General features: G+C 71.3%; 13 protein-coding genes and 2 pseudogenes. 1 reads left to right on the forward strand and 14 read right to left on the reverse strand.

The genetic code is table 11. From position 1 onward, the window contains the following. Positions 1-54: 54 nt before the first annotated feature. The 8 genes from BA175_RS07520 to BA175_RS07555 form a co-directional block, all read right to left on the reverse strand. The gene (locus BA175_RS07520) at positions 55-3,141 is read right to left on the reverse strand and encodes a glycoside hydrolase family 3 protein (RefSeq protein ID WP_069170510.1); all 3,087 of its coding nucleotides are present in this window, start codon (positions 3,139-3,141) and stop codon (positions 55-57) included. Positions 3,142-3,163: 22 nt separating this feature from the next. Continuing rightward, positions 3,164-4,576 (reverse strand): GH1 family beta-glucosidase, encoded by a 1,413-nt coding sequence (locus tag BA175_RS07525; protein WP_069170511.1) that lies wholly within the window; start codon positions 4,574-4,576, stop codon positions 3,164-3,166. 47 nt (positions 4,577-4,623) lie between these two features. After that, complete coding sequence (locus tag BA175_RS07530; RefSeq protein ID WP_069170512.1) at positions 4,624-5,610, reverse strand: ABC transporter ATP-binding protein; 987 nt, start codon at positions 5,608-5,610, stop codon at positions 4,624-4,626. After that, the gene (locus BA175_RS07535) at positions 5,607-6,608 is read right to left on the reverse strand and encodes an ABC transporter permease (protein ID WP_069170513.1); all 1,002 of its coding nucleotides are present in this window, start codon (positions 6,606-6,608) and stop codon (positions 5,607-5,609) included. Before BA175_RS07535 ends, BA175_RS07530 begins: the two co-directional genes overlap by 4 nt. A gap of 166 nt (positions 6,609-6,774) precedes the next feature. Next, the gene (locus BA175_RS07540; RefSeq protein ID WP_069170514.1) at positions 6,775-7,755 is read right to left on the reverse strand and encodes an ABC transporter permease; all 981 of its coding nucleotides are present in this window, start codon (positions 7,753-7,755) and stop codon (positions 6,775-6,777) included. Beyond that, positions 7,752-8,807 (reverse strand): ABC transporter ATP-binding protein, encoded by a 1,056-nt coding sequence (locus BA175_RS07545; protein ID WP_069170515.1) that lies wholly within the window; start codon positions 8,805-8,807, stop codon positions 7,752-7,754. Before BA175_RS07545 ends, BA175_RS07540 begins: the two co-directional genes overlap by 4 nt. 180 nt (positions 8,808-8,987) lie before the next feature. After that, positions 8,988-10,667: an ABC transporter substrate-binding protein gene (locus tag BA175_RS07550; protein ID WP_069170516.1), complete on the reverse strand. Its 1,680-nt coding sequence runs from the start codon at positions 10,665-10,667 to the stop codon at positions 8,988-8,990. Between the two features lie 172 nt (positions 10,668-10,839). Continuing rightward, positions 10,840-11,814, reverse strand: coding sequence for a LacI family DNA-binding transcriptional regulator (locus BA175_RS07555; protein WP_069170517.1), 975 nt, complete (start codon positions 11,812-11,814; stop codon positions 10,840-10,842). A 290-nt stretch (positions 11,815-12,104) separates the two neighbouring features. On the opposite strand from BA175_RS07555, the gene BA175_RS07560 reads away from it, so the two are divergent. Then, complete coding sequence (locus BA175_RS07560; protein WP_069170518.1) at positions 12,105-13,973, forward strand: ricin-type beta-trefoil lectin domain protein; 1,869 nt, start codon at positions 12,105-12,107, stop codon at positions 13,971-13,973. 27 nt (positions 13,974-14,000) lie between these two features. Here BA175_RS07560 and BA175_RS07565 read toward each other — a convergent pair. The 6 genes and pseudogenes from BA175_RS07565 to ureA form a co-directional block, all read right to left on the reverse strand. Beyond that, a pseudogene (locus BA175_RS07565) lies at positions 14,001-14,322 on the reverse strand (VOC family protein). A gap of 309 nt (positions 14,323-14,631) precedes the next feature. After that, the gene (cimA, locus tag BA175_RS07570) at positions 14,632-16,167 is read right to left on the reverse strand and encodes a citramalate synthase (protein WP_069170519.1); all 1,536 of its coding nucleotides are present in this window, start codon (positions 16,165-16,167) and stop codon (positions 14,632-14,634) included. 279 nt (positions 16,168-16,446) lie between these two features. Then, entirely contained in the window at positions 16,447-17,079 is a 633-nt protein-coding gene (locus BA175_RS07575; protein WP_069170520.1) for a TetR/AcrR family transcriptional regulator, read from the reverse strand. A gap of 4 nt (positions 17,080-17,083) precedes the next feature. Further along, positions 17,084-18,100, reverse strand: coding sequence for an agmatine deiminase family protein (locus BA175_RS07580; protein ID WP_069170521.1), 1,017 nt, complete (start codon positions 18,098-18,100; stop codon positions 17,084-17,086). A 108-nt stretch (positions 18,101-18,208) separates the two neighbouring features. Further along, positions 18,209-19,891, reverse strand: coding sequence for an urease subunit alpha (locus BA175_RS07585; protein ID WP_069170522.1), 1,683 nt, complete (start codon positions 19,889-19,891; stop codon positions 18,209-18,211). Positions 19,892-20,295: 404 nt separating this feature from the next. Continuing rightward, positions 20,296-20,976, reverse strand: a pseudogene (ureA, locus tag BA175_RS07590) (urease subunit gamma); the annotation flags it as partial. Positions 20,977-21,059 lie beyond the last annotated feature (83 nt).

A 21,059-nucleotide genomic window follows, 5' to 3' on the forward strand; every position in this document is an offset into this window, starting at 1 on the left:
AAGTAACCCGGACGGGCGACGAATGCGTCACCCGTCCGGGTCCTTCCGGAGCTCTCAGACGGCGCGGTAGGCCGCTCGCAGCTTGGCCACCGCACCGGTCAGGTCACCGGTGAGCAGCAGGTGGTCGGCGTCGGCGAACGGCGCGGACACCGCCTGCGTCAGCTTTCCGCCCGCCTTCCGCTGGACCAGCAGCCGCGCCTGCTCCACGATCGCCCGGCCGGCCGGGGTCTTCCCCAGGCCCGCCTTCTGTGCGACGCGGGCGGTGACGGCGAGACCCGCGAGGGTGGCCTCGCCGCCCGCCGGGACCTTCTTCAGGGTGGTCAGGCCCCAGCCGTAGGGGAACTGCGGGTCGTACACCGCGTCACCGACGTTGACCGGCAGCTGCGACTCCGACTTCGGCCAGGTCACCGGGAGCCGGCCGGTGAAGGGACGCTTGCCGTAGAGCACGTCGGCCACGCCGTCGCCCTCCGTACCCGGCAGCCAGGAGGCCACCAGCGCGTCCATGTCCCCGAGCCGGTCGCCGATGAGCTGCGGGCGGCCCGAGACGACGAGGACGGCGCACTTCATCGCGGCGCAGACCGTGTCGACGGCCGCCTTGTCGGCGTCGGTCAGCTCCAGGTCGTGGCCGTTGCCGACGTCGCCGATGCCCTCCGCGTACGGCTTCTCTCCGACGACGACGACGCCGACGTCGTATCCCCCGGTCGGGGCGGTTGCGTCCTGGGAGTAGGTGGCCGACGAGGTGTTCTTCCTGATGCCCTCCAGGATCGTGGTACCCGTGGTGGTCCTGCCCGAGGAGCCCTGCCAGCTGACGGTCCAGCCGCCGGCCTGGTTGCCGAGGTCGTCGGCGTTGGACCCGGCCACGTACACCTTCTGGGACGCCTCGAGCGGGAGGACCGCGCCGTCGTTCTTCAGGAGCACCTGGGACTTGGCGGCCGCCTCGCGGGCGACGGCACGGTGCGCGGCGGAGCCGACGGCGTCCAGGTTCGTGGTGTCGGCGTACGGCTTCTCGAAGAGGCCGAGGCGGAACTTCTGGGTCAGGATCCGGGATACGGCGTCGTCGATCCGGGCCCGGGTGATCCGGCCGGCGCCGGCCTCGTCCTGGAGCGTCCTCGTGAACTCCTGGTACGCGGTCGGGACCATGATCATGTCGAGCCCGGCGTTGACCGAGGTGCGGACGTCGCTCGCGTAGTCACCGGGGATCTGGTCGATGGCCTGCCAGTCGCTGATGACGAAGCCCTCGAAGCCCATCCGGTCCTTGAGCACCCCGTTGATCATCTCGGCGTCGGCGTGCATCTTCACCGGGCCGGCGCCGTCGCCGATGATGTCCAGCGAGGAGTAGGAGGGCATGACCGTGCCGACGCCCCGCTTCACGGACTCGGCGAACGGCGCGAGGTGTACGGCTTCGAGCTCCTCGCGGGTGACTCTGGTGACGCCCTGGTCGATCGTGTACGAGCCGGTGGTGGACGAGCCGAACTCCGTGCCGCCGTCGCCGACGAAGTGCTTGGCGCTGGCCAGCACCTTGTCGTTGCGGTCCAGGTCCGTGCCCGAGGGGCGGCCCTGCATGCCGGTGATGACGGTCTCCATGGACTCGACGAGGGCCGGGTCCTCGCCGTAGGCCTCGTAGGACCGGCCCCAGCGCTCGTCACGGGTGACGCAGAGGCAGGGGGCGAAGTCCCACGGGACGCCGGTGGCGCGCACCTCGTTCGCGGTGACGGCACCCGTCCTCTGCGCGAGCTCCGGGTCGCGTCCGGCACCGATGCCGATGTTGTGCGGCATGATCGTCGAACCGATGACGTTGTTGTGGCCGTGCACCGCGTCCACGCCGTAGATCAGCGGGATCTGGAAGCGCGTGGCCTGGGCGCGCAGCTGGTAGGCGTCGATCATCTTCGCCCAGGCGGCGGCCGTGTTCGGGGTGGGTACGGAGCCCCCGCCGGAGAGCAGCGAGCCGAGGTCGTACGTGGCGATGTCGCCCGGCGACCTGAGGGCGTTGCGCTCGGCCTGGGTCATCTGGCCGGCCTTCTCCGCCGGGGACATCCGCGACAGCAGGTCGGCGACGCGCTTCTTCACCGGCAGCTTCGCGTTCTGGTAGGGCAGCCCGTGGGCGTCGATGACGACCTGCGGGTTCTCCTTGGGCGGCTTGGCCCCGGTGACGGTGAGTTCGAGGGGGATCGTCTCGGCCGGCTCGGCGCCCCCGTCCTTCGCCGTGGCCACGGAGACGGTGTGCGAGGTCCCGGACGCGGTGCCTGCCGGGAAGGTGTACGTGCCGGTGACCGGCGTGTAATCCCGGCCGGCCTCGGCGCTGCCGCCCTTGGTCGTGTACGCGACGGTGACGGGCTCCTCGATGGGGAGGGAGCCGGTCGTGGCGACGGAGACCTCGATGTCCGCCGTGGCACCCTCCGTGACCGGGTGCACCGCCGAGTCGACGACGACACTCGACTTCAGGGCGGGGTCGGCCTTCCCGTACAGCTCGACGGCGTCCATCGCGAAGGAGCCGGGTGCGCCGGTCGGCAGCGTGAGGGCGTAGCCCCACATCTCGTTCAGGCCGAGGACCTGGTCGATGCCGCCGACGGGCTGGTAGTCGGTCCGGTAGACGAAGTCCGCGAACGGGATCTCGACCTGGTGCCAGCCCTCCCAGTCGTCGGTGAACGAGGTGGTCCACAGCTCCGACGCGCCGCCGTTGGCGCCGCCGTCCTTGATCTCGAAGTGGATCCGCCTGCCGGAACCGGGCGGCAGGGGCGCGGTGTTCTGGCCGTACCACCAGAAGCGGATGCCCTTGTGGGCGGTCCAGTCCTTCGGGGGCCGGTCGACGGCGAACTCGTGGCTGAGCCCGCCCCAGGCGCTGATGTCGTAGGTGCCCTGGAGGACCTTGGCGCCCTCGGGGGCGTCGGAGCGCTCGGCGAACGACAGCGTCGGCCGGTCGTCCGCGTCGCCACCCCAGGTGAAGAGGGAGTCGGCGGGCGGGTTGCCGAGGGGGACCTCTCCCTCGAAGCGGTCGACGAGGACGGGCGCGGGCTCGTCCCCGCCGGCCGCCGCGCTGGGGACGGCTCCGGCGAGGAGCCCGGCGAGGACGGTGACGGCCGCGAGAGCGGCCGTGACCGGTCTCGCTCCGCGGCGGGCGCGGGGGTGCGGTGTGCGGGGCATGTGCGGCTCTCTTCCGTCCGTGTCAGTCGGTGCTGCTGTTACGGGTGAGGTGGATGGTGTCGCGGTACCACATGGCGCTGTCCTTGAGGGTCCGCGTCTGGGTGTCGTAGTCGACGCGGACGATGCCGAACCGCTTGTCGTACCCGTACGCCCACTCGAAGTTGTCCATCAGCGACCACGCGAAGTAGCCGCGGACGTCCGCCCCGCGCCGGCGCGCCTCGGACACGGCGGCGATGTGGTCGGCGAGGTAGGCGGTGCGGTCGGCGTCGGGGACGCTCCCGTCGGCCGCGACGGTGTCGTCGAACGCGGCGCCGTTCTCCGTGATGACGGTCGGCAGGGCGTAGTCGCTCTGGAGCCGCAGCAGCAGATCGGTGAGCTCACCCGGGGTGATCTCCCAGTCCATGGCCGTACGGGGCAGGTCCCGCTCCACCCCGCGGACGACGGGCAGGCCGTCGGCGCCGGTCGGTGAGCCGTCCTCGGTCACACCGGAGAACAGGGCGCCCCGGTAGAAGTTGACGCCGAGGACGTCGAGGGGGGTGGCGACGGCGGCGAGATCGCCGTCCCGGACGGGCAGTTCGACGCCCTGGGCCGCGAGGTCATCGACGACGTCCTGCGGGTAGCGGCCGTGGACGATCGGGTCGAGGTAGAGGCGGGTGCCCATGCCGTCCGCCCGGCGGCAGGCCTCGCGGTCGGCATCGCTGCCGGTCTCCGGGGTGGCCGTGCCGAGGTTGAGGGTGATGCCGAGTTCCAGCGGGCGGCCGCCCGCCGCCTCGCGCATCTGCCGGGCGGCGAGGCCGTGTCCCAGGAGCAGGTGGTGGACGGCGCCCATGGCGTCGCCCAGGTCCTTGCGCCCGGGGGCGTGCACCCCGTAGGCGTAGCCGAGCATCGCCGAGCACCACGGCTCGTTCAGCGTCGTCCAGTGCTCGACCCGGTCGCCGAGCGCCTCGTAGGCGAGCATGGCGTACTCGGCGAAGCGCAGGGCGGTGTCACGGGCCGGCCAGCCGCCCGCGTCCTCCAGCTCCTGCGGCAGGTCCCAGTGGTAGAGGGTGATCCAGGGGGTGACGTCCCTGGCCCGCAGCTCGTCGACCAGCCGCTTGTAGAAGTCGAGGCCCTTGGCGTTGGCGGGGCCCCGGCCGCCCGGCTGGATGCGCGGCCAGGCCAGCGAGAAGCGGTAGGTATCGACGCCGAGGCCCGCGATCAGCTCCACGTCCTGGGGCATCCGGTGGTAGTGGTCGCAGGCCACGTCGCCGTGCTCCCCGTTGTGCACGGCGCCCGGGACCCGGCAGAAGGTGTCCCAGATGGACGGGGTGCGCCCGTCCTCCGAGGCCGCGCCCTCGATCTGGTACGAGGAGGTCGCCACGCCCCAGCGGAAGTCGGCGGGGAGTCCCTGGACGGCGGCGGGCTGCGGGCTGCTGCGGGGCGTGACGAGGTTCATGGTCTCCGTAACTCCTCTTGGCCGGTGGGTGGGTGGGGCTGGAGCGGTCAGCGGTGCAGCCAGCAGGCGACCTCTCGGTCCTGGTCGGCGTCCGGCGCGGCGAGGACCGGGACCCGCGTGGCGCACGGCTCGAACGCCTTGGCGCAGCGGGGGTGGAAGGCGCAGCCGGTGGGCATCGCGGACAGGTGCGGGGGTGATCCGGGGATGCCGGTGAGCTCGCGGCGCGGGCCGTGCAGCGCGGGGAAGGAGTGCAGCAGGCCTTCGCTGTAGGGGTGGCGGGGGTCGCGGTAGATCTCGGTTGCGCCCGCCTGCTCCACGATCCGTCCCCCGTACATGATCGCGATCCGGTCGGAGAACTCGATCAGCAGCGATATGTCGTGGGTGATGAACACGACGGAGAAGGAGAGCCGCTCCCTCAGCTCCACCAGCGTGCGCAGGATCTGCCGCTGCATCACGACGTCGAGGGCGGTCGTGGGCTCGTCCATGATGACGATCTCGGGTTCCAGGGCGAGCGCCATCGCGATCATCACGCGCTGGCGCATGCCGCCGGAGAGCTGGTGCGGGTAGGCGGCGAGCCGGTCGGTGGAGATCCCGACGAGGCTCAGCAGCTCTTCGGCCCGCGCGGTCCGCTCGGCGGCCCGCATGCCGGGGCGGTGCGCGGTGAGTACGTCGGTGAGCTGGCTGTGGACCGTGTGCACCGGGTTCAGCGAGTTCATCGCCCCCTGGAACACGATGGACAGCTCCTGCCAGCGGAAGGCGCGCAGCTGCTCCGGTGAGAGGGCCAGGATGTCGATGGTCCCACCGCCCGGCCGGTGGTAGTGGACGTCGCCGCCGGTGATCACGCCGGGCGGGGAGAGCAGCCGGGTGACGGCGTACGCCAGCGTGGACTTCCCGGACCCCGACTCGCCCGCCAGGCCGAGGACTTCGCCGCGGTGCAGGGTGAGGTCGATGTTCCGCAGGGCACGGACGCCGCTCGCGCCGGTGCCGTAGTCGACGTCCAGGCCGCTGATGGTGAGGATCGGCTCGGCGGTCATGCGCTGTGCTCCTTGCTGGGCTGTCCGGCCGGCTCGCGCCCCTCGGGTGCGGTGGTACGGGCCACGGGGGTGAAGCCGACCCGCATCCGGACCGTTCGGGAGGCGCCCGTGGCGGTGCGCAGGCGCGGGTTGACGAACTCGTCGATGCCGAAGTTGATGAGGGAGAGGGCGGTGCCCAGCAGGGCGATGCACAGGCCGGCGGGGACGAACCACCACCAGGCCCCCTGGGCCAGCGCCTGGTTGGACTGGGCCCAGAAGAGCACGGTGCCCCAGTTCCAGTGGGAGATGTCGGCGACGCCGATGAAGGCGAGGGTGATCTCGGAGAGGATCGCGAAGATGACGGTGCCCACGAAGCCCGAGGCGATGACGGCGGTGAGGTTCGGCATGACCTCGAACAGGATGATCCGCCAGGTGGACTCGCCGGTGGCCCGGGCCGCCTCCACGTAGTCGCGCCGTCTGAGCGACAGGGTCTGGGCGCGCAGGACGCGCGAGCCCCAGGCCCACGAGGTCAGGGCGATGACGAAGGCGATCAGCAGGTCCCCGGTGTCCTCGACGAAGCTCGCGATGATGATGATCAGCGGCAGCCCGGGGATGACGAGGAAGACGTTGGAGAGCATGGAGAGGGCCTCGTCGGCGGCCCCGCCGAGGAATCCCGCGCTGACCCCGATGAGCACCGAGAGCACGGTGGCGAGGAAGCCGGCCAGGAACCCGACGACCAGGACCCCGCGGGTGCCGACCAGGATCTGGGAGAGGACGTCCTGCCCGGTGTGCGTGGTGCCGAACCAGTGGTCGGCGGACGGCGGTTGCAGCAGCTGGTCACTCATCGCGTCGGGGTCGTACGGGGCGATCCACGGGCCGATGACGGCGAGGACCACGAAGAACAGGAGGATGAGCAGACCGGTGCGGGTCTTGCCGCCGCGCAGGAAGCGGAGCCTGGCCCGGCCGGCCGCGGGCGGGACGGGGTCCGTGACGACTACGTCGGTGGTGGTGACGGCCATGGTCAGGGCCTCTCTTCCGGGACAGGCCGGAACAGGGAGCGTGGTCTGGTGCGTGCAGCCGCAAGGCGGAGGAGGGAGGCAACGCGGAGCGTTGTGGACTGACGACAACGCGGCGGATGTGCGTGCCAGGCCACGCGAGCCCGGCCTGTCCCGGAAGAGAGGCCCACTATGCCTCCTTGCGGGTGCGCGGGTCGAGGAGGGCGTAGGCCATGTCGGCCAGCAGGTTCGCGGCGAGCACGGAGAGCGTGATGATCAGGAAGACGCCCTGCATCAGCGGGTAGTCCTTCGCGCCGACCGCCTGGAGCAGCCGGAAGCCGATGCCGGGGTAGTTGAAGACCATCTCGACCAGCAGGGTGCCGCTGACGATGAAGCCCAGGGAGAGGGCGAAGCCGGAGATGTTGGGCAGGACCGCGTTGCGGGCGGCGTAGGAGAACATCACCCGTCGCTCGGAGAGCCCCTTGGCCTGCGCCACCATGACGTAGTCCTCCGAGGAGACCGTCACCATCATGTTGCGCATGCCGAGGATCCAGCCGGCCACGGCGCTGAGCACGATCGTGATGCCGGGCAGCACCCCGTGGTAGAGCGCGCTGGAGATGAACGGCCAGTCGAAGGCCGGGACCAGGGAGCTGTCGTAGCCGCCCTCGAAGGGGAACAGCGGCCACTTCACCGCGAACAGCGCGATCGCGATGAGCCCCAGCCAGAAGTACGGGACGGACGAGATGAAGGTGGTGACGGGCAGCAGCCCGTCGAGCCAGGATCCGCGCCGCCATCCGCTGTAGACGCCGATGCCGGTGCCGAGCAGGAAGCTGATCAGGGTGGTGATGCCGACGAGTGCCAGGGTCCAGGGCAGCGCGTCGGAGAGCACCTCTCCCACCGGGGTGGGGAAGTAGGTGAAGGACAGGCCCAGGTCGCCGTCGAGCAGGCTCGACCAGTAGCCGGTGTACTGCGACCAGAGCGACTGGTTCTCGTCGAGCCCGAACAGGGCCTTCAGCGAGGCGATGGCGCCGGTGTCGAGCTGTCCCTGGTAGCGGCTCATCAGAGCCTCGACCGGGTCGCCCGGCATCAGGCGCGGGATCAGGAAGTTGATGGTGATCGCGGCCCACGCGGTGACGGCGTAGAAGGCGAGCCGCTGGAGGACGTACTTCACTTCGCTGCCCCCTCGGCGGTGGCGCCGTCGTACAGCCAGCAGGCTGCCCACCGGCCGTCCGCCAGGTCGAAGCGCGGCGGCAGTTCGGTGCGGCAGCGCTCCATGGCCTTCGGGCAGCGGGGGTGGAAGCGGCAGCCGGCCGGCGGGTCGATCAGGGAGGGCGGTTCCCCGCTCCCCGTCTCCTCCTGCGCCTGGGCGTCGGCGACCCGGTCGGGGTCCGGCGCGGAGGCGATCAGCAGCTGGGTGTAGGGATGGGCGGGGTACTGGGTGACGGTCTCGCTGTCCCCGCCCTCGACGATGCGGCCCGCGTACATCACCAGGGTCGTGTCCGCGAAGTAGCGGGCGGACGCGATGTCGTGGGTGATGTAGAGGATCGCGAGGTGCAGCCGCTCCTTGAGGTCGCGCAGGAGGTTGAGGACGCCGAGCCGGATCGACACGTCCAGCATCGAGACCGGCTCGTCGGCCAGCAGTACCCGGGGGTCGGCGCCGAGCGCGCGCGCTATCGCGACGCGCTGGCGCTGGCCTCCCGACAGCTCGTGCGGGAACTTGTCCAGGAACTGACGGGGAGGGGTCAGCTGGACGCGTTCGAGCAGAGCCGCCAGGTTCTTCTCCAGTTCCTCGTCCCCGCTCCCCGCCCGGCCGTGGATCCTGAGGGCCCGGGTCAGGTGGTAGCGCACGGTGTGCACCGGGTTGAGCGAGGCGAACGGGTCCTGGAAGATCAGCTGGACCTGCTTGACATACCTGCGGAAGGACCGGCCACGCCCGGCCCTGACCGCCGTGCCGCCCAGCTCCACCTCGCCCGCGGTGAGCGGGTACAGCTGGGCGAGCAGCCGTGCGACGGTGGATTTGCCCGAGCCGGACTCCCCCACCAGAGCCGTGACGGTGCCGCGCCGGAGCTCCAGCGAGACGTCGTCGACGGCGTGGACGGTGCGGTGTCTGCGGGCGAGGAGATCGCCGGCGGTACGCCGTACGGGGAAGTGCTTGGTGACTCCGCGTGCTTCGAGGACCACATCGGTCCCGGTGCGCGCGTCTGCGGCCTGTTCGGTGGTCATGGTCGGTTCTTCCCCGTGCTTAGAGGGTGCGGCAGTTGAGGGGCGGGAGAAGGAGCGGGGTCAGGCGCGTGCAGCTGCAAGGCGGAGGATCGAGGCGACGCGGAGCGTTGTCGATCGACGACAACGCCGCAGATGCGCGCGCCCGACCCCGCGACGCCGCCCCCCGGCTGCCGGGCTCTCTCACTTGGCGGGCTTCAGGTTCAGCACGACTTCCAGCGCGTCGGGCTGGGTGTGCTGCGGCGCGGCGTACGGGTCGGCCTCGGTCGGCCAGCCCACCCAGTTCTTCGTGGAGTACTCGGCACCGATGGGGGCCGCGGCCGTCGGGATGACGGGGGCCTGTTCGACCATGATCTTCTGCAGGGCGTTCATGGCCGTGGTGCGCGCGGCGTCGTCCGTGGCGTTGGCGTACTGCTTGAGCAGGGCGGTGGCCTCCGGGCTCTGGAAGCGGCCGAAGTTGCCGAGCTGGGCGGTCTTGCCGACGGGCTGGAGGATCGCCCCGTCCATGATGTTCTGGTACATGTCGTACGGCGTGGCGCCGCTGTTGGTCCAGTGCAGGGTGGCGTCGAAGTTGCCGGTGGCGACGTCGGTCCCCCAGGCCTCCGCGGTCTGCGTCTTGACCTTGGCCTCGATGCCCAGCTGCTTGATGTTGTCCTTGATGATGGACAGCCCGGTGATGTAGTCGTTCCAGCCGGCCGGGTCGGTGAAGGTGAGCTCCACCGGCTTGCCGTCCGGGTCCTTCAGCACGCCGCCGCCGAGGGTGAACCCGGCCTCGGCGAGGATCTTCTTGGCGCCGGCCACATCGGGCTCCGTGGTGGCGTTCCTGTACTCCGGCGCGATGAACGACTCACCGGCGGGCAGCGGGATGCCGGTGGGGCTGGTGATCTCCGGGTAGAGGGTCGCCTCGGCCTGGACGTGGATGGCCTTGCGGTCGACGACCATGGCCATCGCCTTGCGCAGCGCCGGGTTGTCGAACGGCTTGCGGGCGGTGTTGAACCACAGCCCGTGGATGCCGAGGCCGGAGGGGAACCAGAGCTTGTGGTTCTTGGGGTCCTTGGCGATGTACAGCTGCTTGTAGTTCGGCATGAAGACGAAGGACCACTCGACCTTGCCGTTGGCCAGGGCCGTGGTCGCCGCGCTGTTGTCGTTGTACGCGGTGTAGCGCAGCTCCTTGACCTGGGTCTTGCCCTTCCAGTAGCTGGGCGTGGCGGTCAGGGTGGTGGTCTGCGGAGTGAAGGTCTTCAGCTTGTACGGGCCGGAGCCGACCGGGGTGCGGTTGGGCCAGGTCTCCGGGTTCTCGACCTTCTCCCAGACGTGCTTAGGCACGACGAACGTCGTAATGATCTTGTTCTGGTTGACGAACTGCGACTCCTTGAAGGTCAGGACGACCTTCCCGCCCTCGACGGCGATCCCGTCGTACGGGATGCCGTTGCCGTTCAGAGCCGGGTGCTTCTTCAGCAACTCGAAGGTGAACGCCACGTCGGCGGCGGTCAGCGGCTTGCCGTCGGCCCACTCGGCCCGCTCGTCCAGGGTGAAGGTGACCTTGCGGAAGTTGTCCTCCCAGGCCCAGTCAGTGGCCAGCCACGGGTCGCCCTTCTCGGTGGGGCGGATCTGGTTGGTCATCACCAGCGGCTCGTAGATCATGAACCGGTAGCCGAGGGTGGCGCTCGCCGAGGTGGCGAGGAACGGGTTGCTGTTGTCGGTCTGCGGTCCGTCCGGCTTGCCGAGGGTCAGCACCCCGGTCGCGCCGGCTCCGCCTCCCTTGCCGGCACCCGAATTGGCGGAGGAGCAGCCGGCGGCGAGCGCGACCACGGCGGTGGCTGCTGAGAGCGCTCTCAGAGTGTGGCGACGGCGTACGGACATGGCGACTCCAGAAGGACTGCGGCCGGAGGGATCCGGGAGGTGGACAGCGCTCGACGCGCCGGGTACGGGCGGTGCGGGGTGGGGCGGGCCGCTGCGGGCGGTGTGGTGCGGATGGCGCCTGCGGCGGGGTGCGGCTCGGGGCCGGGGGGCCGTGCGTCGTGGCCCCCGCCCGTTACGGCGCCGAGTGACGCACGACCAGTTCGGTGGGCAGCACGACCGGTCCGTCCGGTACGGCGGTGCCGCCGAGGTGGGAGAGCAGCAGCCGCGCGGCGGCCTCGCCCATCCGGCGGGTGGGCTGGTGCACGGTGGTGAGCGGGGGTTCGGTGTGCTCGGCCATCGGGATGTCGTCGAAGCCGACCACCGCGATGTCGTCCGGCACCCGGCGGCCGGCGACCCGCAGGGCCCTCAGCACCCCCGCCGCGGTGATGTCGTTGTGGGCGAAGACCGAGTCGAACTCCGTTCCGGACGCGAGAAGTTCCTCCACCGCGAGGCGGCCGGAGCGTTCGGTGAAGTCCCCGCGCACCACGAGATCGGTGGGCAGGACCGCGCGGAAGCCCGCGAGCCGGTCGCGTACGCAGCCGAAGTGCTCGGGCCCCGTGACGACCAGAGGTCTGGTGCGTCCGCCGGCCCGCAGATGACGGGCGGCCGACGCGCCCCCCTCGTGATTGGTGGTCACGACGGAGGGGAACTCCGGGTGGTGGCCGCGATCGTCGATGAGCACGATCGGGAGGCCGGACCGGTGCAGCTCGGTGAGGTGGGCGAGGGTGTTCTCCGGTTCGACGACGACGAGCCCGTCGAAGGCGCGCGCCGACACCTGGCTGGTGAAGCGCTCCACGGACTCCGCACCCCGGTTGCAGGTGAAGAGCAGGAGTCCGTAGTCGGCGGCCTCGACGGTGTCGACGACACCCTGCAGTACCTCACCCATCCACGGCCAGGTGAGCGAGGGCACCAGCATCCCGACCGTGCGGCTGCTGCCGCGGGCCAGTCCGACGGCGCCCGAGCTGGGCACATAGCCGAGATGTGCGATCACTTCACGAACACGGGCGGCCGTGGCACCGTCCACCTCGCCCTTGAGGTTGACGACCCGCGACACGGTCGTCTTGCTGACGCCGGCCTCACGGGCGACGTCGGCGATGGTGACACGCATCGGGGGCTCCAGGGGCAAGGCAGGACAGGACGGCCGAGAACACGTCGGTACCGGTTCCGCAACCGGTACCGGAACCGGTACCGGCGTTGCGGCTGGAGTTAACCGGGCCGGAACAGGGGCGTCAATACTTCACACCGAGATTGGTCGGGACCGGCGTCCTGAGCGGCTTCGGGAAGACAGACGTTCAGCTTGTGAACGCACCCCCTCTTGACGTGAGCACGTAACGGCAGTTCACTCACGGCTCGTTCCACGGCACTTCCCCCACACCTCTGCCGAGAAAGGCAGCAGCCATGATCCGAACCAGCAGGGCGCTGAGAGTCCTCGTCGCGACGGCGCTCGCGACCGCGGGCCTCGCCGGACTCTCCTCAGGTACGGCGCAGGCCGCCGATGAGACGGTGAACATCGCGCTGACCACCACGGACGACTCCGGCGGGCGGCACGTCACCCGCGGCCTCCAGGCGCAGGCACCGATCACCTTCGGCGCGGGGAACGGCTCCGCGGGCACGACCGTGACCGTCGACGAGAACACCCGCTACCAGACCTTCACCGGCGGCGGCGCCTCGTTCACGGACACGGCGGCCTGGCTGATGAAGGGCAGCGGTGCCCTCTCCCAGGCGACCCGCGACGCCACGATGAAGAGGCTCTTCTCCCCCACCGAAGGCATCGGGCTCTCGTTCGTACGCAACCCCATGGGCGGCTCCGACCTGGCGCGGTTCGGCTACACCTACGACGACATGCCGGCAGGGCAGACGGATCCGGGACTCTCCCACTTCTCGATCGCACACGATCTGCAGGACGTGCTGCCGCTGACCAGGCAGGCCAAGCAGCTCAACCCGGCACTGACGACCGTCGCCTCACCGTGGACGGCGCCGGCCTGGATGAAGGACAGCGGGCAGCTCAACGGTGGCTGGCTGAAGGCCGAGCACTACGGGACCTACGCCGGCTACTTCGTGAAGTACCTCCAGGCGTGGAGGGACCAGGGCGTCCCGGTCGACTACGTCACCGCGCAGAACGAGCCGACCTGCTGCTCCGGCTATCCGTCGATGAGCTGGAACGGCTCCGGACTCGCCTACTTCACCAGGAGCGAGCTGCTGCCGAAGCTCCGGTCCGCCGGCCTGGCGACCAGGGTCCTGGCGCACGACTGGAACTGGGACACCTACGACGCGTACGCCGCCCCCACGGTCGACGACGCGGAGGTGCGCAGCCACCCCAACTTCGGCGGGGTCGCCTGGCACGGCTACGGCGGCGACATCGCGAAGCAGACGGCGGTGCACGACCGGTACCCGCAGCTCGACGCCTTCCAGACCGAGCACTCGGGCGGCACCTGGATCGCCGACCAGCAGCGCGAGGACATGCTGAACATCATCGACTACACCCGCAACTGGGCGAAGTCGGTGACCAAGTGGTCCCTCGCCGTGGACCAGGACCGGGGCCCGCACAACGGCGGCTGCGGCACCTGCGACGGGCTCATCACCGTCCACAACGGGGACGGCAGGCACGGCCAGGTCGACTACACGGTCGAGTACTACACGATGGGCCACCTGACGAAGTTCGTCCGGCCCGGCGCCTCGCGCATCGCCTCCACGGCCAGCTCCACCGTGCCGAACGTGGCCTGGCGCAACCCCGACGGCTCCAAGGCCCTCATCGCCTACAACGGCTCCACCTCCGCGCGGCAGATGACCGTCAACTGGGGCGGCAGCACGTTCACCTACAGCCTGCCGGCCCGCACCTCGGCGACCTTCACCTGGTCGGGCGCCCAGTCCGGCACCCCCGGCACCAACGGAGCCCTCACCGGCCTCGCGGGCAAGTGCCTGGACGCCACCGGCAACACCGGCGCGGACGGCACACCCGCCCAGCTCTGGGACTGCACCGGCGCGGCCAACCAGCGCTGGACCCTCTCCGGTGACGGCTCGGTCAAGGCACTCGGCGCCTGCCTGGACGTCACCTCGGGCTCCACGGCCGACGGAGCAAAGGTGCAGCTGTACACCTGCAACGGCACGGGCGCGCAGCGCTGGACGTACGACTCCGCGACCGGGGACCTGGTCAACACGGCGGCGGACAAGTGCCTCGACGTGGTGGACAACTCCTCGGCCAACGGGGCACGCACGCAGATCTGGACCTGCACGGGAGCGGCGAACCAGAAATGGCGGCTGGGCTGAACGCCCCCGCGTCCGGGACCCGGTCCCTCAGCCGCCGTGCACGATCTGGATCAGATTGCCGCAGGTGTCGTCCAGGACGGCGGTGGTGACCGGGCCCGTCTGCACCGGCTCCTGGGTGAAGCGCACCCCGAGCCCGCGCAGCCGCTCGAACTCCGCGGCCACGTCGTCCACGGCGAAGGAGGTGGCGGGAATGCCGTCCTTGACCAGCGCCGACTTGTACGGCTTCACCGCGGGGTGTCCGTCCGGCTCCAGCAGCAGCTCGGTCCCGTCCGGATCGTCGGGCGAGACCACGGTCAGCCACCGGGCGGCGCCCCAGCGGGACCTCGGTCTTCTTCAGGAAGCCCAGCACGTCGGTGTAGAACCGCAGGGCCTTGTCCTGGTCGTCGACGAAGACACTCGACAGATGGATCCTCATGGGGTGCTCTCCGGGAGGTCGGGCCTGAGTCACCGGGCCGCGGTGCGCTCAGGGGATCGTCGTGCGGACCCCGGCCTGCCTATCACACCGCCGGCCCGCCCGTCCCGGCGAAGGGACGGGCCGCACCGCCCCCGGCACCGCCGGGGGCGGTGCGGGTGGGGCGGGCCGGACCCGGCCGGGCCCGGCCTGGGAGTCCCACCGGGGCGTGTCCCGGAAGACCCGCCGGGAAGTGCGGGACGGCCCTCAGTCGGTGGGCTCCACGCCGGCCCGCAGCAGCCCGTAGGTGTACGCGTCCTCCAGGGCCTGCCAGGACGCGGCGATCACGTTCTCGGCCACGCCCACCGTCGCCCAGTCGCCGGATCCGTCACCCGTCGTGATCAGCACCCGGGTGGTGGACTCGGTACCCGTACGGCCCTCCAGGATGCGGACCTTGTAGTCGATCAGCTCCAGCTTGGCCAGCTGCGGGTAGATCCGCTCCCCCTTGGCCCAGAGCTTCACGGTCGCCTCGTTGGCGTGCGTACCGTCGGGGCGGTCCTCGACGATGGCCCGCCAGGACTCGACACGGAAGTAGCGGCGCGGCCGGCCGTCGACCTCCGCGCGCAGCAGCAGCTCGAAGGAGGCGTCGGCCGCCTCGTAGGTGTAGCCCTTGAGCTCGCGCTCCTTGACCCGCTCGACGACACGGCCGACCAGCGCCCGGTCGCCACTCAGGTCGATACCGAGCTCCTTGCCCTTCAGCTCGATCGAGGCACGGCCCGCCATGTCCGACACCAGCATCCGCATGGTGTTACCGACGCGCTCCGGGTCGATGTGCTGGTACAGGTCCGGGTCGACCTTGATCGCGGAGGCGTGCAGTCCGGCCTTGTGGGCGAAGGCGGACACCCCGACGTACGGCTGGTGCGTGGAGGGCGTGAGGTTGACGACCTCGGCGATGGCGTGCGAGATGCGCGTCATGTCGGCGAGCGCGCCCTCGGGCAGGACGGTCCTGCCGTACTTGAGTTCCAGGGCGGCGACGACCGGGAAGAGGTTGGCGTTGCCGACCCGCTCGCCGTACCCGTTGGCGGTGCACTGCACGTGCGTGGCGCCCGCGTCCACGGCGGCCAGGGTGTTGGCCACGGCACAGCCGGTGTCGTCCTGGGCATGGATGCCGAGCCGGGCGCCGGTGTCGGCGAGGACGGTGGCGACGACGGCCTGGATCTGGGCGGGGAGCATGCCGCCGTTGGTGTCGCAGAGGATGACCACGTCGGCCCCGGCCTCGGAGGCGGTGCGCACGACCGACGTGGCGTACTCCGGGTCGGCACGGTAGCCGTCGAAGAAGTGCTCGCAGTCGACGAAGACCCGGCGCCCCTGCTCCCGGAGGTGGGCGACGGTGTCGCGGACCATCTCCAGGTTCTCCTCGAGCGTGGTGCGCAGGGCCAGCTCCACGTGCCGGTCGTGGGACTTGGCGACCAGCGTGATCACCGGCGCACCGGAGTCCAGGAGCGCCTTGACCTGGGGGTCCTCGGCGGCCTTGCCGCCCGCCCTGCGGGTGGCACCGAAGGCCACGAGCTGGGCGTGCTCGAAGGTGATCTCCTGCCGGGCCCGGGCGAAGAACTCGGTGTCGCGCGGGTTGGCGCCGGGCCAGCCGCCCTCGATGAAGCCCACGCCGAAGTCGTCCAGGTGCCGGGCGATGGTCAGCTTGTCCGCGACCGTCAGGTTGATGCCTTCACGCTGCGCCCCGTCGCGCAGGGTGGTGTCGAAGACATGGAAACTGTCGTCGGTGGCCGTGGCCTTGGTGGTCATGCTGATCTGACTCCTGTCGGGTGAGCGGATCCGGACGAATCGGCTCCACTTGCCCCCATCATCCCGCGTGCCTCGCCCCGGCCGTGGTGCGGGCCGGAAAACGAAAAAACCCCTCGCGGGTGCGAGAGGTCTGCGCGCGGGTCTGGGGCACGATGTCCGCTCCGTGCGTGATGGTCACGGGGCGGTCACTGCGGACCGGCGCGCCTGCTGCCGATAATCATGGCGGTCGAGGACACGCACGCAGTCTTGCACAGCCCGGCCGCCGCACTCCTCCCCGTCTCAGGATGCGGGCGGCGCGTCCACCGGGCCGGGCGCAGGGAGCGTTTCGTCCACGTACCGCCGTACCTCGTCCAGGACCCGCGCCCGGCCGGTACCGGGGATGCCGACCGTGACGTGGACGCTGAACCCGTCCATGAGGGCCCGGAGCCGGGTCGCGGCCCGGCCGGTGTCGACGGGACGGAACTCGCCCCTCGACACGCCCTCTGCCAGCAGTTCCACCAGGTCACGGTGCCAGGCGTCCTCGATCGCCGCCTGCCGGGCCCGGGCGTCGCCGTCGGCGTTCTGCGAGCGGTTCCAGACCTCAAGCCAGAGCGTCCAGTGCGGGTCGCGGTGGCCGGCGGGGACGTACAGGGCGATGTACGCGTCGAGCCGCTCGCGGGCGGTCCCCGGGCCGGCGAGCAGGGCCCTGCGCTCCGCGCCGAGCCGCCCCTCGCTCCACTCCAGGGTCTGGAGCAGCAGCTCGTCCTTCGTACGGAAGTAGTAGAGGAGGTGTCCGCTGCTCATGTGGACCTCGCGGCCCAGACCGGCCATGGTCAGGCCGTCCAGGCCGCGTTCGGCGACGGTGGCCATGACGGCGGCCAGGACGTCCTCCCGGGGCGGGGCGATGTTGCGGCGGCGCGGGGTGTCGGGCACGTTCTCAGATCCTGGGCTGTTGCTGCGTGATGCAGTGGATGCCTCCACCGCCGGCAAAGATCGTACGGGCGTCGACCGGTGTCACCGTACGGCCGGGGAACAGGTCGCCGAGGACGGCCGCCGCCTCGTCGTCCCTCGGGTCGTCGAAGGCGCAGAGGATCACACCGTCGTTGCAGAGGTAGTGGTTGATGTAGGAGTGGTCCGTCCAGCCGCCGTCGGAGCCCCGCAGTGTCCTGGGCGCCGGCATCTCCACGACCTCCAGGGGGCGCCCGCCCGCGTCGGTGGCGGCGCGCAGGAGCCGGACCGTCTCACGGGTGACCTCGTGGTCCGGGTGGGACGGGTCCGGCTGGACGTGCGCGACGACCAGACCGGGCCGGGCGAACGCGGCCACGATGTCGACATGGCCCAGGGTGCCGTAGGTGCCGTAGTCGCCGGTCAGGCCGCGGGGCAGCCAGACGGCCCGCTCCGTGCCGAGCCGGGCGTGGATCTCCGCCTCGACGGCCTCCCGGGTCCAGCCGGGGTTGCGTTCCCTGCCGAGCTGGACGGTCTCGGTGAGCAGGACGGTCCCCTCGCCGTCGACGTGGATCGCGCCTCCCTCGTTGACCAGCGGCGAGCGGTGCACGGGCACACCGGCGAGCTCCGCGACACCGCGGGCGATGTGCCGGTCGTGCTCCCAGCGCGCCCAGCTCTGCGCACCCCAGCCGTTGAACGTCCAGTCGACGGCGGCCAGCCGGGTGCCGTCGGTGACGAAGGTGGGGCCGATGTCCCGCATCCAGGCGTCGTCCAGGGGGCGGACGGCGATCTCGATGTCCGGGCCCAGGAGGGAGCGGGCGCCGTCCTCCTGGCCGGGACCGGTGACGACGGTGACGGGCTCGAACGCACGTACGGCGCGGGCGACGGAGGCCCAGGCCCTGCGCGCCTCGTCCAGCTCGGCGCCGGTGGCGAAGGTCGGATTGGGGCCGGGCCAGGCCATCCAGGTGCGCTCGTGCGGGGCCCACTCGGGCGGCATGCGGAAGGTCATGGGGAGGTCCTCGGGTCTTTCGTCCGGGTCGGGCCGGGTCGGGATGGGAGTCGGGGGTCGCCCGCCTGGGGACGGGGGCCGCCCTCGGAGGAACCCTCGGAGGAACCCTCAGAGGAAGTAGAGGCGGTTGAGGGAGACGGATGCGGCCGCCGGGGAGCGCAGCGGCTCGCCGTCCAGGGTGACCAGACCGCTGCCGGCGTCGACGGCCACCTGCCCGGTACGGGAGTTGAGACGCAGGTCGGCCGGCCCGATGCCGCGCGTGCCCCGGACCGCGACCCTGCGGCGGCGGGTGGGCAGGAGGTCGCCACCCAGCTGGGTGGCGGCCTCCGCGACGAAGGCGACGGAGAGATCGGCTGCGGTGGCTCCGTAGGCGCCGAACTGCGGCCCCAGGACGAGGGGTTCACAGGTGTCCGTGGCGGCGTTGGGGTCGCCGGTGACGCCGTACGCGGGGAAGCCGGACTTCAGGACCAGCTGGGGTTTGGCGCCGAAGAACTCCGGGCGCCACAGGACGATGTCGGCGAGCTTGCCCGCCTCGATCGAGCCGATCTCATGGGAGAGGCCGTGGGCGATGGCGGGGTTGATGGTGAGCTTGGCGATGTACCGCAGCACCCGGGCGTTGTCGTCGCCGGGGCCGTCGCCCTCCATCGGGCCGAGCTCGGCCTTCATCTTCGCGGCCATGGCGAAGGTGCGGCGCACGGTCTCTCCGGCCCTGCCCATGCCCTGCGCGTCCGAGGAGGTGATCCCGATGGCGCCCAGGTCGTGCAGCACGTCCTCGGCGCCCATCGTGCCGGCGCGGATCCGGTCGCGGGCCATGGCGGCGTCACCGGGCAGGTCCGTCTTGAGGTCGTGGACGGAGACGATCATGCCGTAGTGCTCGGCGACCGCGTCCCTTCCGAAGGGGAGCGTCGGATTGGTGGAGGAGCCGATGACGTGGGGGATCCCGGCCATCTTCAGCACGTCGGGTACGTGTCCGCCGCCGCAGCCCTCGATGTGGAAGGCGTGGATCGTGCGGCCGTCGAGCACGCTCAGGGTGTCCTCGACGGAGAGGCACTCGTTCAGCCCGTCGCTGTGCAGGGCGACCTGGACGTCGTACTCCTCGGCGACCCGCAGCGCGGTGTCCAGGGCGCGGGTGTGGGCGCCCATGTCCTCGTGCACCTTGAAGCCGCAGGCGCCGCCTTCGGCGAGCGCCTCGACCAGCGGTGCCTCGTGGGAGGACGAACCGCGGCCGAGGAAGCCTATGTTGACCGGCCACGCGTCGAAGGCGCCGAACGCGTGACGCAGGGCCCAGGGCGAGTTGACGCCGACGCCCCAGACCGGGCCGAACTCCTGGCCGATGACCGTGGTGACGCCGGAGGCCAGCGAGGCCTCCATGATCCGCGGGGAGAGCAGGTGGACGTGGGGGTCGACGGCTCCCGCCGTCGCGATCAGGCCCTCGCCGGAGACGATGGTCGTCCCGGTGCCGACGACCACCTCGACACCGTCGAGCGTATCCGGGTTGCCCGCCCGGCCGATCGCGGCGATCCGGCCCTCCCGGATGCCGACGGACACCTTCCGGATGCCCAGTACGGCGTCGATGACCAGGACGTTGCTGAGGACGACGTCGCAGGTCTCCCGGACTGCGGCGGCCTTGAGGTGCAGTCCGTCGCGGGCCGTCTTCCCGAAGCCGGCGAGGAACTCGTCGCCGGGCTTCTGGGCGTCGGACTCGACACGGACGGTCAGCCCGGAGTCACCGAGCCTGACCCGGTCCCCGGCGCGCGGGCCGTGCACGGCGGCGTACCCGTAGGGGTCCATCAGTGCTCCTCCTCTCCCGGCCCGGGGGACGTCCCGGCGTCCGCCGGGCCCTCGGGGCCGGGGCTCGTTCCGGTCCCGGTACCGTCTGCGGTCCCGGTACCGTCCGCGGCCCCGGGGTCGTCCGCGGTTCCAGTGCCGTCCGCGGTTCCGGTTCCGGTTCCGGTTCCGCGGAGCGTCCCGGTGCCGCTTTCGGGCCGGGCTCCGGTTCCGGCAGCCCTTCCCGCTCCGGCAGTCGTTCCTGACACGGGGGTCGTTCCGGTGCCGTCCGCGGTCCCCACTACGGTCCCGGTGCCGTCCGCGGTTCCGGCTCCGGTTCCTACGCCGGCTCCGGTACGTGTTCCGGTTCCGGTTCCGATTCCGATTCCGGGGAGCGTCCCGGTACCGCTCGTTCCGGTGCCGTCCGCGGGCCCGGCTCCGAGGTAGCCGCAGGCCGCCGCCCTGCGCAGCGCCTCCTCCTTCGCGCCGGGCGCGTCCAGCGGCCCGTCCACCAGGCCGGCGAAGCCGATCGCGATCCGATCGCCGCCGATGGGCACGAGACCCACCCGCGCGCTCTCCCCCGGCCCGAAGCGGACAGAGGAACCGGCCGGTACGCCGAGCCGCATCCCGTACGCCGCGGCACGGTCGAAGTCGAGCCGCGGGTTGGCCTCGAAGAAGTGGAAGTGGGAGGTCACGCTGACCGGTACGGCCGCGGTGTTGCGGACGTCCAGTCGTACGGCGGGCTCCGCCCCGGGCAGCGCGGGGCCGGGCCGGAGCGCGCCCGGGGCGTTCTCGCCGAGCGAGCCGCCGTCCAGGGGGCGACTGACGACCGCCAGCCGGGTGCCGTCCTCGAAGACGGCCTCCACCTGCACCTCGGTGACGATGTCCGCCACACCGGGCAGCACGTCGCCGGGCCCGAGGACCGCCCGCGCCGCCTCGATCGCCTCCGCCAGCCGGCGTCCGTCCCGGGCCGCCTCGCAGACGGTGTCGGCGATCAGCGCCGTCGCCTCGGGGACGTTGAGCCGGAGCCCGCGGGCGCGGCGCGCCCTGGCCAGTTCGGCGGCGCCGAAGAGCAGCAGCCGGTCGCGTTCGGTCGGGGTCAGCCGCACGTCACCGCACCTCCTTGTTGGAGCGTCACTCTAAACCATGTTTAGAGCGGCGCTCGAAATCCGGGGGCGGCGAAGGCCGCGCC

The sequence above is a fragment of the Streptomyces griseus genome (assembly GCF_001715295.1).
GTDB lineage: Bacteria > Actinomycetota > Actinomycetes > Streptomycetales > Streptomycetaceae > Streptomyces > Streptomyces griseus_G.

Coding starts and splice junctions, on each gene's coding strand:
- BA175_RS07545 (WP_069170515.1), bottom strand. CDS start 8,807: ATGACCACCGAACAGGCCGCAGACGCGCGCACCGGGACCGATGTGGTC.
- cimA (WP_069170519.1), bottom strand. CDS start 16,167: ATGACCACCAAGGCCACGGCCACCGACGACAGTTTCCATGTCTTCGAC.
- BA175_RS07530 (WP_069170512.1), bottom strand. CDS start 5,610: ATGACCGCCGAGCCGATCCTCACCATCAGCGGCCTGGACGTCGACTAC.
- BA175_RS07525 (WP_069170511.1), bottom strand. CDS start 4,576: ATGAACCTCGTCACGCCCCGCAGCAGCCCGCAGCCCGCCGCCGTCCAG.
- BA175_RS07550 (WP_069170516.1), bottom strand. CDS start 10,667: ATGTCCGTACGCCGTCGCCACACTCTGAGAGCGCTCTCAGCAGCCACC.
- BA175_RS07520 (WP_069170510.1), bottom strand. CDS start 3,141: ATGCCCCGCACACCGCACCCCCGCGCCCGCCGCGGAGCGAGACCGGTC.
- BA175_RS07560 (WP_069170518.1), top strand. CDS start 12,105: ATGATCCGAACCAGCAGGGCGCTGAGAGTCCTCGTCGCGACGGCGCTC.
- BA175_RS07555 (WP_069170517.1), bottom strand. CDS start 11,814: ATGCGTGTCACCATCGCCGACGTCGCCCGTGAGGCCGGCGTCAGCAAG.
- BA175_RS07535 (WP_069170513.1), bottom strand. CDS start 6,608: ATGGCCGTCACCACCACCGACGTAGTCGTCACGGACCCCGTCCCGCCC.
- BA175_RS07585 (WP_069170522.1), bottom strand. CDS start 19,891: ATGGACCCCTACGGGTACGCCGCCGTGCACGGCCCGCGCGCCGGGGAC.
- BA175_RS07580 (WP_069170521.1), bottom strand. CDS start 18,100: ATGACCTTCCGCATGCCGCCCGAGTGGGCCCCGCACGAGCGCACCTGG.